At 51.0% G+C, this 14,283-nt stretch carries 16 protein-coding genes and 1 tRNA gene; 10 read left to right on the top strand and 7 right to left on the bottom strand.

What is annotated here, in order from left to right:
- The first annotated feature begins 22 nt into the window (after window positions 1–22).
- The 9 genes from HALTITAN_RS17070 (at window position 23) to HALTITAN_RS17030 (ending at window position 9,912) form a co-directional block, all read left to right on the top strand.
- Window positions 23–508: an Lrp/AsnC family transcriptional regulator gene (locus HALTITAN_RS17070; protein WP_009287839.1), complete on the top strand. Its 486-nt coding sequence runs from the start codon at window positions 23–25 to the stop codon at window positions 506–508.
- 694 nt (window positions 509–1,202) lie between these two features.
- Complete coding sequence (locus tag HALTITAN_RS17065) at window positions 1,203–1,793, top strand: rhodanese-like domain-containing protein (RefSeq protein WP_039859858.1); 591 nt, start codon at window positions 1,203–1,205, stop codon at window positions 1,791–1,793.
- A 73-nt stretch (window positions 1,794–1,866) separates the two neighbouring features.
- Complete coding sequence (locus tag HALTITAN_RS17060) at window positions 1,867–2,355, top strand: DsrE family protein (RefSeq protein ID WP_051052105.1); 489 nt, start codon at window positions 1,867–1,869, stop codon at window positions 2,353–2,355.
- A 29-nt stretch (window positions 2,356–2,384) separates the two neighbouring features.
- Entirely contained in the window at window positions 2,385–2,573 is a 189-nt protein-coding gene (locus HALTITAN_RS17055; protein WP_039859856.1) for a YgaP family membrane protein, read from the top strand.
- A gap of 291 nt (window positions 2,574–2,864) precedes the next feature.
- Window positions 2,865–3,641, top strand: a complete 777-nt coding sequence (gene dsrO / locus HALTITAN_RS17050; RefSeq protein WP_039859855.1) for a sulfate reduction electron transfer complex DsrMKJOP subunit DsrO — start codon at window positions 2,865–2,867, stop codon at window positions 3,639–3,641.
- Window positions 3,625–4,854 carry an NrfD/PsrC family molybdoenzyme membrane anchor subunit gene (nrfD, locus tag HALTITAN_RS17045; RefSeq protein WP_039859853.1) on the top strand — a complete coding sequence of 410 codons (1,230 nt, stop codon included), beginning with the start codon at window positions 3,625–3,627 and terminating at the stop codon, window positions 4,852–4,854. The genes dsrO and nrfD overlap by 17 nt, the downstream gene beginning before the upstream one ends.
- On the top strand, window positions 4,847–7,942 hold the full coding sequence (locus HALTITAN_RS17040; protein ID WP_039859852.1) for a molybdopterin dinucleotide binding domain-containing protein: 3,096 nt from the start codon (window positions 4,847–4,849) through the stop codon (window positions 7,940–7,942). The genes nrfD and HALTITAN_RS17040 overlap by 8 nt, the downstream gene beginning before the upstream one ends.
- A gap of 234 nt (window positions 7,943–8,176) precedes the next feature.
- Window positions 8,177–9,559, top strand: a complete 1,383-nt coding sequence (locus tag HALTITAN_RS17035; protein ID WP_039859849.1) for an NAD(P)/FAD-dependent oxidoreductase — start codon at window positions 8,177–8,179, stop codon at window positions 9,557–9,559.
- A gap of 11 nt (window positions 9,560–9,570) precedes the next feature.
- Window positions 9,571–9,912, top strand: coding sequence for a DUF5368 family protein (locus HALTITAN_RS17030; protein WP_039859848.1), 342 nt, complete (start codon window positions 9,571–9,573; stop codon window positions 9,910–9,912).
- Between the two features lie 372 nt (window positions 9,913–10,284).
- Here HALTITAN_RS17030 and HALTITAN_RS25605 read toward each other — a convergent pair whose 3' ends face one another.
- The 6 genes from HALTITAN_RS25605 to HALTITAN_RS17010 form a co-directional block, all read right to left on the bottom strand.
- Window positions 10,285–10,440, bottom strand: a complete 156-nt coding sequence (locus HALTITAN_RS25605; RefSeq protein ID WP_155705866.1) for a hypothetical protein — start codon at window positions 10,438–10,440, stop codon at window positions 10,285–10,287.
- A 17-nt stretch (window positions 10,441–10,457) separates the two neighbouring features.
- The gene (locus tag HALTITAN_RS17025) at window positions 10,458–11,006 is read right to left on the bottom strand and encodes a glycoside hydrolase family 24 protein (RefSeq protein WP_039859846.1); all 549 of its coding nucleotides are present in this window, start codon (window positions 11,004–11,006) and stop codon (window positions 10,458–10,460) included.
- Between the two features lie 80 nt (window positions 11,007–11,086).
- A complete protein-coding gene (locus HALTITAN_RS26390) occupies window positions 11,087–11,218 on the bottom strand; it encodes a zinc ribbon-containing protein (RefSeq protein ID WP_083868822.1) in 132 nt (43 codons plus the stop codon).
- Between the two features lie 164 nt (window positions 11,219–11,382).
- Window positions 11,383–11,601, bottom strand: a complete 219-nt coding sequence (locus HALTITAN_RS17020; RefSeq protein ID WP_039859845.1) for a hypothetical protein — start codon at window positions 11,599–11,601, stop codon at window positions 11,383–11,385.
- Between the two features lie 315 nt (window positions 11,602–11,916).
- Window positions 11,917–12,867 carry a DUF2971 domain-containing protein gene (locus HALTITAN_RS17015; protein ID WP_009287836.1) on the bottom strand — a complete coding sequence of 317 codons (951 nt, stop codon included), beginning with the start codon at window positions 12,865–12,867 and terminating at the stop codon, window positions 11,917–11,919.
- 27 nt (window positions 12,868–12,894) lie between these two features.
- Window positions 12,895–13,419 carry a hypothetical protein gene (locus HALTITAN_RS17010; RefSeq protein ID WP_141441065.1) on the bottom strand — a complete coding sequence of 175 codons (525 nt, stop codon included), beginning with the start codon at window positions 13,417–13,419 and terminating at the stop codon, window positions 12,895–12,897.
- A gap of 135 nt (window positions 13,420–13,554) precedes the next feature.
- Here HALTITAN_RS17010 and HALTITAN_RS17005 point away from each other — a divergent pair, with 135 nt between their 5' ends.
- Window positions 13,555–14,037, top strand: coding sequence for a tyrosine-type recombinase/integrase (locus tag HALTITAN_RS17005; RefSeq protein ID WP_230805702.1), 483 nt, complete (start codon window positions 13,555–13,557; stop codon window positions 14,035–14,037).
- A 133-nt stretch (window positions 14,038–14,170) separates the two neighbouring features.
- Here HALTITAN_RS17005 and HALTITAN_RS17000 read toward each other — a convergent pair.
- Window positions 14,171–14,261, bottom strand: a tRNA-Ser gene (locus HALTITAN_RS17000).
- Window positions 14,262–14,283 lie beyond the last annotated feature (22 nt).

Genomic DNA, 14,283 nt, shown 5'->3' with positions numbered 1-14,283 from the left:
TTTAACAGGAAAATAATCACTCATGCCAATTGGTCAGTTAGACGCTATCGACCGCCGCATTCTTGCATTGCTCCAAGGTGATGCCCGTTTAACGAATGTGGAGCTCGCGGAGAAAGTAAACTTGTCGCCATCTCCCTGTTTACGCCGAGTGCGACGCTTAGAAGCTAGCGGTATTATCCGTGGTTACCATGCTGAGCTTGATCGGCGAGGGGTCGGGCTTGAGCTAACGGTGTTTGTGGGTATCAAGGTTGAACGTCACCATGAAGAGCAGGCTAATGCCTTCCGTGAGGCAGTAGTCAATCTGCCAGAAGTCGTCACTGCGCACTTAGTCTCTGGGGAGTCTGATTTTTTACTGCAGGTGGTGGTACCTAGTTTGGCGGCTTATGAGGCGTTTCTAACGGGGACACTGCTTCGCCTACCTGGGGTGAGTGATATTCGCAGTCACTTTGCTATCCAGCCCGTGAAAGAGTATGGCACCTTACCATTAGCTAACAACAATAAGACCTAGTTGTGAAACTTATTGATAGTGGCGCGCTCGTTTGATGCAATTTAACGCTAAACCCACGAATACCCATATGAAAAAGGTGATTAGCCAAAGCCTGGCTATTCCCCTCACCAGTAGCCGCATAAAGTCAGCCTACAGCGGCGCTTGATTTGGGTACTGTGAGCCAGTAACGCCTTAAGATATCCGAGTTGTCATCTTGTTTTAAGTTTTCTCCTTCTGAATCCACCAAGCCTAACTGTTTTCTCTGGGGTCTAGGCAATGGGGCAATGCTTGTCCTTGTCATTGAGAAAAAAGACTCCCTCATAGTGACGTCATTTTACGACCCCGAAAAATCATGGTTATTCGTCATCTCATGTGGATTTAATAGTAACCGGCACATTTTGTGCTTCACGGTTCAGACAGAAACCACCAAGCCAACTGTCTGTTGTGGGAGCCCGCTTCCAGCGGTGGTCCGACACTTCAGCGAAGGGTACCGAAGGTACCCCGGTGTTGTCAGGCTGGCAGCCTAAACGGTCGCGAGCTAAATCTACCTCCCACAGGTCAACTGTCAGAAATAATTCCATACCGAATGACGAAGAGCCAAAATCATATGAGCTTGATATGGATCAAGCTGTGGCCATATGCCTCGTGTTTTTAAGCAGAAAGAGGGCTATCCTCAAACGATGATACTTAAGTTATTACGTTAGAGGAAATAGTTATGAAAAGTTCTTTAGTCCCAATGGCTACCGTCATCGGAATCACGATGGCCTTAGGAGCCACACCCTCTATTGCAGACGAAGTCGAGGCCTACCGGGAAACAACATTAGGTCTCTATGCCACGGCCATTGAGGCTCATAACCTCATGCAAGATAACGATCGTGCTGTACTCATCGACGTACGCGACCCCATTGAGATCAAGTTTACTGGCTTCGCCGAGCCCACCGATATCCATGTGCCCTGGGTGCTAGCCGAGCGCGATAATTTCGATGAAGAAGCGAAGACTTGGCCAATGGTCAAAAATGCTGACTTCGAAGAGCAAGTAAGAGCAAAAATAGACGCTCTAGGCGTAAACAAAGAAGATCCGATCATTGTCATGTGTCGCTCCGGTGCCACCCGCAGCGCTCCCGCTGCCGATGTGATCGCCGAGATGGGATACAGCGAAGTCTATTCCATGACCGACGGTTTCGAGGGTGAAAAGCTCAAGGAGGGTAATTCCCAGGGCGTAAGAGCGCAGGATGGTTGGCGCAATTCGGGCCTTCCATGGAGCTATGACATTAACCCTGATGTGGCATGGCGCCCTGCCCACTAAGATTCAAATAAATGGGCCACTGCTTGATAACCAGCAGGGCCAAGATATTGATCAAACCCAACGAGGTGGCCGCATGACTACAACACATAAGACCAGCAATACGATCTTGGTACTGGCAGTTGCTACTGCTGCTATCGGTTTCTCAAGTCTCCCAATGGCTGATAGCCATGGCAGAAACGAAGCTGAAGATCAGGCCTTAGTTATCCTTACTAGCGATTCACTGCAGACCCAAGGCATGGCCATGATTCTATCCAACGCCATGCAGCAGCAAGGTACCCACCTGCATATACTGCTTTGTGATGCTGCTGGTGATTTGGCCGTCGGGGGATACGCAAGTGCGGAAGCTATCAACACGCCACCGAGCAACCCGGCAGGCCAAGTCAAGCCGGAAGACATGCTTAATATGCTTTTAGAGAGTGGCGCAACGGTGGATGTATGTGCCATTTACCTGCCCAACAGCGAAAACGAAGAAGACGACCTTCTTGAAGGCGTGGGTGTGGCGGCACCTGGCCCCATAGCGGAAATGATGCGCGATCCGTCCATTCCTGTTTACAGTTTTTGAGTACCCAAATTGAAATTAAGGAGTCAATTATGAGTCGCAATGTCGGTGGTATCGATAAAATCTTACGCATCCTGATTGGGATTGCACTGATCGTACTGGCCCTAACAGGCACTATCGGGGTGTGGGGCTGGATCGGCGTATTGCCGCTAGCCACCGGGCTATTTAACTTCTGCCCAGCTTATAGATTAATAGGCTTCAATACCTGCAAAACCAAATAGTGCCTATTAAGCAAACAAGACCATAGAAATAGCGCTTGCCATGTTTATTAGAGCAAGCGCTTTTTTATATATGTGCGCTAAAAATTACCCTTGTCGCCATTCAATTGTTTAATGCTAAATGAAACTCCGCATACAGAACAAACACTTAGCCATTTAACATTAAGGGAGCATTAAGAGATACACCCTAACCCATTGACACGTATCAATTTTTTCCTTTAACAAAAGGCGTAACCTAAGCGTATTCCGACCATTCGCCCATGCGAATGCCGTTTAATTCGCCAAGGAGGCACTATGGACGCAATACGCCGTTCGCTCTTGGGTCAAATGGTACGTTTAAGCGCCGGCGCTGCGCTGATACCGTTTTCAAGCCTTGCCCAAGCTGGCATCAATCAGCAGCCTGCCCGCCATGAAGGCGACCCCACTAAACGCTACGGCATGCTTGTCGATTTACGCCAGTGCATTGGCTGCCAGGCCTGTACGGTGTCGTGTCATATCGAAAACGCTGCACCGCTGGGCCAATTCCGCACCACGGTTTCCCAGTATGAAGTACAGCACCAGGAAAGCGGCGAGCTAGCCACCTTTATGCTGCCACGGCTGTGTAACCACTGTGAAAACCCGCCCTGCGTCCCGGTCTGCCCCGTAGAAGCCACTTACCAGCAGCGGGATGGCATTGTGGTGGTCGATAGTGACCGCTGCGTGGGATGTGCCTATTGCGTTAACGCCTGCCCCTACGATGCTCGCTTTATTAACCAACGCACTCAAACCGCCGACAAGTGCACCTTCTGTGCCCATCGTCTAGAAGCCGGTCTATTGCCCGCTTGCGTTGAGAGCTGCGTAGGTGGTGCCCGCGTGATTGGAGATATGCGCGATCCTCAAAGCCAAATCAGCCGCATGATTCACGAACATCGCGATGCATTGATGGTGCTACAACCCGAAAAACACACCCTTCCTCAGGTGTTCTACCTAGGCATGGATGAGCGCTTCACCACGCGTCCTACGGCAGAACCCGTCGCGCTCGAAGTACTCGATCCCCACGGTCAGGAGATGGGCTATGAATTCCACCATTGAGCTACTGGCACCGCGCTATGACATCGCCTGGTACCCGTGGGCGGTGCAGTACTTTTTTATGATTGCGGTTTCCTACGCCAGCCTGTGGCTAGCCGCCCCAGCACTGGTACTCGGCAAAAAAGCCTGGCTGCCTACCGCGCGTCTGGCGCTAATCGCTTGCGTTAGCACTACGCTGGTCGCGCCCGTTGCGCTACTCGCGGATTTGCACCAGCCGCTGCGGTTCTGGCACTTCTACGCTTACGCCAATAGCCACTCGTGGATGTCGATTGGCAGCGTTGTTCTGCCGCTTTATTTGGTTAGTGTGCTTGGCCTTGCTTGGCTGGCATGGCGACCCGCGCTGCAGGCGCAGCGCAGCACACCAGGACTCAGCGGCATGATAGCTACTTGGCTTTCACTGGGCAGTGGCATTACGCCACGAGCACTGGTCGCCGTGGTAGGTCTGGCTGCGCTGGGGCTTTCCAGCGGCATTATGCTTTACACCGGTGCGGAGCTGGCAATTGTAAAAGCCCGCCCGCTTTGGAACACCGTATGGCTACCGCCTATGCTAGCGACCACCGGGTTTATCGCTGCCTCCGGGCTGGTATTAGTGCTGAACCGGGTTAGTAGGCTTTGCTCGCAAACCGCTATACGACAGATGCTGTATGTGCTGCTAGTGACCTGTGCGCTAGCAGGCTTGATTGCGATTAGCTGGTTTTTGGATGGCGTGAATGCACACGTAGGCTCAGTTGCCGCCGCATTGGAATCCGTGAGCCATAGCGACTCGTGGCGCAATACCGCCCTATGGGGAGGGATTACTGGCTTAGCGCTATTTGCCGCCGTGTTGTTTTTACTGACTCGCCCTACCCTGCGCCAGAAGCATGCGCGCGTTGTCCTAACCTCTAGCCAGCCAGCACTGTTTGCCTGGGCATGGTTGCTAGGCCTCGTAGCCATACACATGGGCTGGATGTTCCGCTGGGTGGTGCTGATGGATGTTCAGCATGTGGCCCGCAACAGCGCAGGCTTTCATCACTACGGCATTCCCGCGGGCTCTTCCGGTATTTTAGGCATTGTTGGCACCTTCGGCCTCTGGCTCGCCGCTATTCTACTGATTGAACTGTTTATTCCCTGGCGGCAGGCCCAACAGGGCGGCCTTATAGCAACGCCCACTCACGCTACCCAAGATGCTTCTACTCATTCTCTCACCGCGAAAAAAGGAGCGTCTAGTCATGCCTAAGTCTACTCAAGATCCGTCACGCCGCCGTTTTCTAAAAGGCGCTGCCGCCGCTGGTGGTGCAGCCACCTTTGCCGTGGGCTATGCCGACCCATTGGCAAAAATGGCTAAGGGCATTACTGGTAGCGCGGGTGAAAAACCCAGACACAATATTCATGGCAACTCGCTGACCCCAGAATACCGAGTCGATTTAGACACTGGCGAACTCACTTTGACCCCCGACCAGCGGGTCGCCTTCACTATTTGCTACGGTTGTACGACCCGATGCGGCGTGAGAGTAAGGGTCGATGACACCCTTGGCGAAGTACTGCGGGTATCAGGCAATCCCTACCACCCGCTGTCCGCCGACGACCATTTACCCATGCGTACACCGGTGGCGGATGCACTGCGCAGTGTTAGCGCCTATGGCGGACAGGGCCAGATAAACCGCTCCACCGCCTGCGCCCGTGGCAATGCCATGATGAGCCAAATTACCAACCCTTTCCGTGTCGACCACTGTTTAAAACGAGTAGGCAAACGTGGCAGCCGTCAATGGCAGAAAATCTCCTTTGAGAAACTCATTGAAGAAATCTGCGAAGGCGGCGACCTGTTTAGCGAAGGCCACGTTGATGGACTGCGCGATATTCGCGATCACGACACACTGATCGACCCTGACAATCCTGAATATGGCCCCAAGGCCAACCAATTAATGGTGATGGAAGCCACTGACTACGGGCGCTCAGATCTACTCAAGCGCTTTACCCTCAATGCCTTTGCTACCCGCAATTATGGTCACCATGGCGCTTACTGCGGGTTGGCTTTCCGCATGGGATCTGGCGCGGTGATGAACAATATCGTCACCAACGCCCACGTTAAGCCAGATATCCAAAACGCACGTTTCATCATGTATATCGGCTGTGCGCCCAGCCAAGCGGGCAACCCGTTTAAGCGCCAAGGCCGCTTGATTGCCCAAGCCCGTGCAGCCGGTACATTGGATTACGTGGTGGTCGACCCAGCGCTCAATGCTGCCACCTCCCACGCAGCTGACAACAACCGCTGGGTGCCTATTCGTCCTGGGACAGACAGCGCTTTTGCCATGGCAATCATTCAGTGGCTACTTGACAACCAGGGCTATGCTAGCAACTTCCTAGCCCTGCCCGGCAAAGCCGCCGCCGATGCAGCGGGCGAAACCACCCACTCCAACGCCACTCATTTGGTAATTGACACTTATGAACACCCGCGCAGAGGTTATTTTCTTCGCGCCAGCGACCTGGGCCTAGCGGAAGCGGGTAGCGATGCTGACTCGCCGGTGGTAGTGACCAATGGCGAACTCGCGCTAAGCGAAGAGGTGATGACCGCCGAGCTCTTAGCCGAACGTCCGGTTGAGCTTGTCGATGGCACCACCGTGACCGTCAAAAGTAGTCTGACGTTGCTAAGCGAATCTGCCCACGAGTACGACCTAGATACCTACGCAGAACATTGTGGCATTCCAAAGGCGACGATTATTGAATTGGCCAGCCGCTATGCCAGCCATGGCAGAAAAGCCGCTGTTAACTGTCACGGCGGCATGATGTCGGGTAACGGTTTCTACGCCGCGTTTAGCGTGCAAATGCTGAACCTACTGGCGGGCAACTACAACATGAAGGGTGGCAGCGCCGTGGGCGGCGGCACTTACAGCGGTACCGGCGAGGGCCCACGCTACGATTTAGCCAACTTTCCTGGTAAGCGCGCGCCGCAGGGGGTATTTCTATCCCGCTCGCGCTTCCCCTACGAAAAGTCTTCCGAGTATCAGCGCAAAGTCGCCGCAGGCGAAAACCCTTACCCGGCTAGAGCGCCGTGGCGCTCGTTGGCGCCGCCGACGCTCACAGAGCACCTACCCTCGGCACTAGATGGCTATCCTTACCCCATCAAAGCGGTGATTGGCTGTATGGCTAACCCGATTTATGGTCAGGCTGGCCTAAAAGGCGTCATTGTCGATAAGCTGAAAGACCCCAAACGGCTGGGACTCTTTGTTGCCGTGGATGGCTTTATCAATGAAACCAACCGCTACGCCGACTACATCGTCCCTGATTCTGTGATGTATGAGGTGTGGGGCTTTACCGGCGCGTGGAAAGGCACCCTGGGCAAGCTGACCACCGCCTGCTGGCCCGTGGTGGAGCCGCGCCAGCAAAAAACCGCTGAGGGCGAATCGGTGTCTATGGACAGCTTTTTTATCGCTGTGGCCAAACGGCTTGGCCTGCCCGGCTTTGGCGACAACGCAATTCCCGATGCCCAGGGCAATCTGCACCCGCTCAATCGCGCAGAGGATTATTATCTGCGGGCCGCGGCCAATATCGCTTTTCAAGAAGAACCCTTGCCAGAAGCCGACGATGCTGATGTTGCCCATGGAGGCATTGCCCCACTGGTGCCTAAAATCGCACGAACGCTAAAAACTGATGAACGCGCTCGAGTAGCCTATCTGTATGCCCGGGGTGGACGCTTTGAAGATGCCAGCGAGCACTTCATAGGTGAAAAATTGAAATACCAGTGGAAGCAAACGCTATGTGTTTACAACGAATCAGTCGGCACCAGCATTGATACCACTAATGGCCTGCCCAATAGCGGCGTCCCCTGCCATAAGCTACCTCAGATGGCGAACAAGCAACCCATGCGCGAGGTGTTTTCGGAGCAAGAGTGGCCGCTGTTGGCGTTCTCGTTCAAATCCAACCTGATGAACTCTTACGCTATCGGCAGTGAGCGGCTGCGTATGATCAAGCCTTACAACCCGATACAGATGCACCGCCAAGACGCAGAGCGCTTTGGTATCCAGCACGGCGATACCATTCGCATAGAAAGCCCTGGCGGAAGCGTGGTCGGGTTGGCGCTAGTCAGTGAAAGCGTAATACCTGGTGCCTTGGGCATTGAGCACGGCTATGGCCACCGGGATTTAGGCGCAACGCCACATATTATCGACGGTGAATCTCAACCGGATATGCCTTGGATGCGCGCGGGTATCAATATCAACGATCTAGGCTTTAAAGACCCCACGAGGAATGTGGATGGCACTTGGCTTGAGCCCATCAGCGGGGCCAGCGTGCGCCAGGGTTTGCCGGTAAGGGTTAGTCGAGTTTAGCTGATAATCGTTTTTCAGAGCTGATGGATCATTCGGTGGGAATTGCTGCAGAGCTTCCTACCGAATGAGTGATGAAGCTCATTGATACATTTTCAAAATCTACTTCTGACTGTTTATAAAGGGCATTTCTGTTAAGTAAGACAAAATGTTTATGGCTTTCTTACGCAAAAAGCACATAATGGAATAAGTATATTCCCAAAAGAAATATATCAGCACGCGTTGAAGGAGTCTTCCATGCAAAAATCACCGTTATTGACACGAAGAGAGTTATTGAAAGTTGGCTCTGGGCTGAGTGTGGGCAGCTTACTACCGTTCAGCGGGTTATCTGCTAGCACTCTGCGAACACAAGCACATATCGTGATTGTTGGTGGCGGTGCAGCAGGCATGGCAATGGTGAACCGACTCGCCAGACGCCTACAGGGAGGAACTATCACACTCGTGGAACCTCGCGAAACTCACCACTACCAACCGGGCTGGACAATGGTAGCTTCTGGGATATGGGCTGCAGAAAAAACAATGCGCCTTAATGCACAGTTTCTTCCACGAGGAGTCAAATGGTTGCGTGACTACGCAGACAGCATTGATGCTGACAGCAAGCGTATAACTCTCGTCGGTGGCGAAACGCTGGAATACGATTTCTTAATTGTGGCCTCTGGGATTCAGCTCAATTACCACTTGATCGATGGTATGACACCAGCGTTGGTTGGGCAGCACGGGATTGGCAGTGTGTATGCAGGTATCGAGGGAGCATCACGCACTAACCAAGCAATTCAAACGTGGCTCCAGAGCGGTCATGGAAGAGGGATATTTACCGCGGCCCCAACACCCGTAAAGTGCGCCGGGGCACCGCTAAAAATGACATTCACAACACTAAGTCGTTTAGAAGACACCGGGCGACGTGACGCTTTTGATGTGGACTATATGGCTCCCGGCGCTAGTCTTTTCTCTCAACCCTGGGTCGATGAGTTCGTTAAACAGCGCTTTGATAGCCAAGGTGTTAACCGACGTCACCACTATCGACTCTCCGCCATTGACCCTCAAGCCAAACAGGCTGAATTTGCTTTTGTAGGGCCTGAAAGCGAGTTCACATCCCACCACCAACTTCGAGAAGCTGAATTCAGACGCGATGACCAGCCAACAGTCATCGCAGACTACGACTTTCTTCATGTCGTGCCTCCCATGAGTGCCCATGATTTTGTCAAACAGAGTGCTCTCATCGCACAAGACGGCCCGTTTAGGGGCGAGTGGTTAGATGTTGATATCCACACGCTGCAGCACAACCGTTACCCCGAGGTATTTGGGATTGGCGATGTGATTGGTGCCCCAATTAATAAAACAGCCGCCAGCGTTAAAGCGCAAGCACCGGTAGTCGAAGGGAACCTACTTGCCGTGATGCAAGGGAATGCGCTTCCTGCAAGCCATAGCGGTTATACCTCGTGCCCCATGATTACCGGCATAGGCAAGGCCATGCTGGTAGAGTTTGGTTACGCCGATAACTTCGCATTTATGCCTTCATTCCCTTTCATTGATCCCACTGAAGAGTCCTGGGCCGTATGGGTAATGAAAGACCGCATGCTTCAGCCCGCTTACTATGCTGTGCTTGAAGGCAAAGCATAAGGAGAGCTGACATGTCCATTGACGGTATGCTGACCATATTGATGTACGCCTTAGCACCCTTTAAGTGGCTGCTCATAATGGGATTAATCGTTATCATCGCCCTGCACCTGCTCACTTATCTACGCGGCTATAAGATCACTCACCACCGTAGCCGTCTCACCAACCTATTAGCCCTATTAATCGGGCTAACAGCAATACTCTGGGTTCCTTGGCTCACTCACTCGACGCTTGGCTATGTAGCAACAGTATTTGACTGGATAGCGCTGTTAGGTGCTGCCACTGCCACGAGTGTTATTGCATTTATCATACTGCATCCCTTGAGCTATTTGATTAGCTTTCGGGACAAGGAATGACCTTACCAATGACAGCACGTGAAAGATTAGCGTTTGCTAACCCCAGTCAAACGGCTCATATAGAGTGATGCACCGTACCTTCGCGCCTCATGATGAGACAATACGCCATCACTCTTCCTTCTACTAATGCCATGTTACACATAGTGCCATGGGCACGACTTAACACCAAGCCTGGCACAGTACAGCGATGAATTGATTGCCTTTTTACAGAGATCTCTCGACTCGCAAAGAACAATATACCTCCCTTTTTAAGCTTTCAGTTCATCACCGTCTTGACGATATAGTATCTATCTCTACCGTATTACTGCAGTTATTATTCTATGGACTCAGGAATCAAGAAATACTGCTAGCGAATTCAAATCCCGAACCCGTCTAATGCTTTCCATGCATGGGGGTTGTCAGTCGCTCCTCAAGAACAACCAATTGCTGGCCCAGCTTCACAAGCTCGGTACCCGCCCAAATGATCAGTGCCACCAGCAGCACTTGGATTCCTGTCTGCATATGCCGCTCGAATACGGATGGTTTCACGTCGCGCTCCTGGGGCATTACGCCGCCCTCCGTAACTTGTCGCGCTCGTACCAGGTCTGGTCGTTAGCACACAGCTCACCTTGGGCGCGCTTAAACTCCAGCAGCAGGCGCTCTAATGAATGCTCATGTTGGCCGTAGCCTGCATCTGGCAGCGATGCCCAGATATTTCGGCACCGATGAATAGCCTCTGCAATCTCGCCTGCTTGAATGAGGGGCAAGGCGCGCTGTTCGCGGATTTGCTGAATGGCACAACGGTCTTGGCTGATTGGCCCGAAATCAGGCAAGCCAAGCTGGTCGCGGTAGTGAGGCCAAAAGCGGCTTAACTGCTGGTATCGGCTTGCTGCTGTTGAGTGCAGGCCTTTACGCACCTTCACGCTTAGGCGCGGGTGGTCGGTGTAATCATCTAGCAGGATCAACTTGCTAGGGATAGAGCCCACAATAACGCGGTAACCATCATCGCTGCGTGGGTCTTGCAGCATCGGCTTACCGATCTCGGCAAACGCCAACACATCGAGAAACGCGCAGACGTTCTTGCCGCCAGCGGCTTGGGGAGTAATACGGGGCATACGGACACCTGCTGTCTCACGACAGTAGAAAATAAAAGGCCCCACCAGAGTCTGGCAGGGCCTATTGGAAAATACTGCTGTTAGCTAAATTCAGTGCCGTGGCATCGAGGGCAAGGAGGCATCGTATCAGAGTGGTCATCTAGAGTGACTTTCTCATTACAATTCTTGCAAGTGTATGTACCTTTGCCAGGTTTTTCACCAGTAGTAGGCATAGATAGTGCTCCTCATCTTTTGGCTGTGAACCCCTGGGTGGGGTATTTTAATCCTAGATCACCAAATTAGATGTAGCCAACTTATAAAGCAAAACGCCCTGTCAAAGCCGAGGCGAAAATGGGATAGTGGGAATATACTAGCTATTCATGCATAGAGATCAAAACTATAAGTAAAGTTTTACCTCTACAGCCGCATCATAATCATCATCTAAGACATGAGTAACCCTCACTACTTCAAACTCTATTTCCTTAACACGTATATTCTCTTTAAACATAGGTACTCGTGACATTTCAAATGTAGTGTCTGCGCTTGAAAATGCTTCTTCGAAGCTATTTTTCGTCATCTCTGTGTCAATATTATGGTAGAACCGAATTTTTGGCATATATATCCTCTCCCTGAGTAAGCAAGTATTAAGTAGAAGTATTAGAAATAACGACATTTTTGTATTGTGTATTGAGGGTTGCCCAGTGAGAAATAAAATCGCCTAACAACGCCCCGACGAGCGTACCAACAACGGTACCGGTTATGGTCTACCAATTGTGGGTATTGGCGACATCGCTTGGAATATGTGGGTTTAAAAAAACCTGGCAGCAACGGCGGCGCTCGCAGGGCCTTATAGCAAAACGCCCCGGCTCAAAGCCAGGGCGTAGATGTAGATGATGTTTTTGCTTTAAACCAAAATGATGCAGGTTGCAAATCATACCAATTGCTTGCCGATGACGATTGCAAACGAGCTAGGCGATCTCTCCATTTGATACATAGGTAGACCAATTTGTTGACATATCTCTATAAGCTCTTTCTTAGTGCTTTCATTTGCGTTACAACCTAACAGTAGCCTCTTCGGTTTGAACGCTTTAAGATGTCTGCTCTCCTCGTTGCAGAGCAAGCAATAGCGCCATTCATCCTCATACTCCCATCGCTTTGACTTTACGATAGCACTTCCAATCACTGCTTTGCTTGCATTTTTACCGTCTGGAAAAGAGTCTTTCATAAACCCCGTCACGAACAGCGGCTTCTCCCGATATACTACAGGAAGAAGGAGGCCACCTTTTTGAGGGTGAATGTCTGGTTGCCCATATTCTAAGCAATATCCTTGGTGAGAGTATGTATAATGAGCCCACATAAGTTCATTGTCACATGTGGTTGTGAAGGAACATATCATTGACCTCTCTCTAACATGCTTCTCTAACTCGCTATCTAAATCTTTAGGCAATACTTTAATTATTTCATCGACTTTGCTCACAAGCCCTTTAACTTTAGAAGTAAGCTTTCCACCTTTTTTCCGAGCACCTTGCAATAACTGGTTGTCGAAGCGACCTGCGTTTAAATCAATCTCTTTAACTCCTATTATTTTTCTTGATACCTTTAGCTCGTCTTTATCAAGTCTCGAAACAAGTAAGCTATTCAATACATAATTGATTACATCATCAGCATCGTAAAAAAGCCTAGCATCAAATGGGTCGTTGTATTCATTAGGATATGACATCCATTCATAGCCATTACGCAAAGCATCTTTATTATTATCACTGAAAGCTCTATATCTGTAGAACTCCTCTGGCATAGATTCATTCGACATCTTTACATAAACAAATGGATCTAAATCTCCTTCACTACATACCTCATCTAAAAAACTCTCTCTAAAGCTCATACACTCACCAATATTTGTTCTAAAAGATTATGCAGCCATTCTAATAAGAACAGCAACTCGCTGAAGAACTCTCTGCTCCCATCGATCAATTATCAGCAACGCTTGACCCCATAAACACCCCCAAGTCGTTCTGCCTTTCCTTGTCCAAAATCGCACGTCAATCTCAGCACCTAAGTATTCATTAAACCACTTACGTACGGCATTAGGCGAGTGCAAACCCGGCCTCGAATACGGCCAAGTCACCTCGCTATGATGATACAGCGCCGCCATGCACAGGTATCTAAGCGCCTCAAGCTGCTGAACAGTCGGCTTACCTTTATCCTGCCCTGGTAGCTTCACACCCTCATGAATCATTTGCTGGTACAGCGCTATCTCGACAATTTCTCTATACCCCGCTAACTCGCCCTTGGTAAACGGCCCAAAGCAGTAGCGGGTCAGCGCTGCTAAGTGAACCGGCTGATTCTCAACGGCACTGATCACGCATCCGCTTCCAGTCCATTCACAATTCGTCACGTAGTTATTGCGCTGAGTCGTCTGCACCTGCGCACCCATCCGCGCTATCTCCTGCGCGTACGCCATCACACTGCCACGCTGCTCGTGATACGCGTCAAAAATCATCTGTCGAGCTGAGATATATCGCATCACTTCCCCCTACCGTTGCGTTTTCGTTGCGTTGTTGCGCATCTGTTGCGTTTTGTTGCTCTTAGCGTTGCGTTTTCTTTCATCAACGACTTGATCCCATACGCTTTTCACCTTATTCAGCTCACCCCATACGGCATCGTTTTACGCAGCAGCAATGCAGGCAAACAAGCTGTTATCCCCTGGGATGATGAGCTGAGGCGTTTAGTGCAGGAGATAAAGGCCGACAATCTCGGCCGGAGTAAGCAAGGCCCTATGCTGTTCTGTAAGCGGGACGGCATGCCTTACAACAAGGATAAGTTTCACAGTCGCTGGCAGTACGGGATGCGTAAGGCAATGCATGAGGGCCACATCGAACGGTTTACCGAGCATGATATACGCGCCAAGCACGCAACTGATGCAGATGACCAAGGCTATGACGCCATGACTAATTTGCAGCACAGCGACCGGCGAACGACGGAGGTCTATCTACGTGCTAAGCGAGTGTTGACGGTAAGCACGCTAGGGGCGGGAGAGTTCCTGAAGAATTAGACATTAGTCTATTATGCACTGGTCTGGCTGGAGCAGTATAACGGTAGGTGTTCCCCTCGTTATATTTTCGCCCTTTTCCGATGCCCAGACATAAAAAAAGGAACCAGCTAAGTAGCTGATTCCCTTGAATAAGTGGCGGAGGGACAGGGATTCGAACCCTGGATAGGCTATTAACCTATGCCGGTTTTCAAGACCGGTGCATTCAACCGCTCTGCCATCCCTCCGGCTTATGGGTGCGTATACTAA

This window comes from Vreelandella titanicae BH1 (genome assembly GCF_000336575.1).
Lineage (GTDB): Bacteria > Pseudomonadota > Gammaproteobacteria > Pseudomonadales > Halomonadaceae > Vreelandella > Vreelandella titanicae.
Note: the sequence above shows the minus strand (reverse complement) of the source record. Positions and strands in the feature narration are given on the sequence as shown.

Excerpts from the sequence above, each read along its gene's own strand:
- HALTITAN_RS17070 (WP_009287839.1), top strand. The coding sequence starts at position 23 with ATGCCAATTGGTCAGTTAGACGCTATCGACCGCCGCATTCTTGCATTG.
- HALTITAN_RS17065 (WP_039859858.1), top strand. The coding sequence starts at position 1,203 with ATGAAAAGTTCTTTAGTCCCAATGGCTACCGTCATCGGAATCACGATG.
- HALTITAN_RS17060 (WP_051052105.1), top strand. The coding sequence starts at position 1,867 with ATGACTACAACACATAAGACCAGCAATACGATCTTGGTACTGGCAGTT.
- HALTITAN_RS17055 (WP_039859856.1), top strand. The coding sequence starts at position 2,385 with ATGAGTCGCAATGTCGGTGGTATCGATAAAATCTTACGCATCCTGATT.
- dsrO (WP_039859855.1), top strand. The coding sequence starts at position 2,865 with ATGGACGCAATACGCCGTTCGCTCTTGGGTCAAATGGTACGTTTAAGC.
- nrfD (WP_039859853.1), top strand. The coding sequence starts at position 3,625 with ATGAATTCCACCATTGAGCTACTGGCACCGCGCTATGACATCGCCTGG.
- HALTITAN_RS17040 (WP_039859852.1), top strand. The coding sequence starts at position 4,847 with ATGCCTAAGTCTACTCAAGATCCGTCACGCCGCCGTTTTCTAAAAGGC.
- HALTITAN_RS17035 (WP_039859849.1), top strand. The coding sequence starts at position 8,177 with ATGCAAAAATCACCGTTATTGACACGAAGAGAGTTATTGAAAGTTGGC.
- HALTITAN_RS17030 (WP_039859848.1), top strand. The coding sequence starts at position 9,571 with ATGTCCATTGACGGTATGCTGACCATATTGATGTACGCCTTAGCACCC.
- HALTITAN_RS17025 (WP_039859846.1), bottom strand. The coding sequence starts at position 11,006 with ATGCCCCGTATTACTCCCCAAGCCGCTGGCGGCAAGAACGTCTGCGCG.
- HALTITAN_RS26390 (WP_083868822.1), bottom strand. The coding sequence starts at position 11,218 with ATGCCTACTACTGGTGAAAAACCTGGCAAAGGTACATACACTTGCAAG.
- HALTITAN_RS17020 (WP_039859845.1), bottom strand. The coding sequence starts at position 11,601 with ATGCCAAAAATTCGGTTCTACCATAATATTGACACAGAGATGACGAAA.
- HALTITAN_RS17015 (WP_009287836.1), bottom strand. The coding sequence starts at position 12,867 with ATGAGCTTTAGAGAGAGTTTTTTAGATGAGGTATGTAGTGAAGGAGAT.
- HALTITAN_RS17010 (WP_141441065.1), bottom strand. The coding sequence starts at position 13,419 with ATGGGTGCGCAGGTGCAGACGACTCAGCGCAATAACTACGTGACGAAT.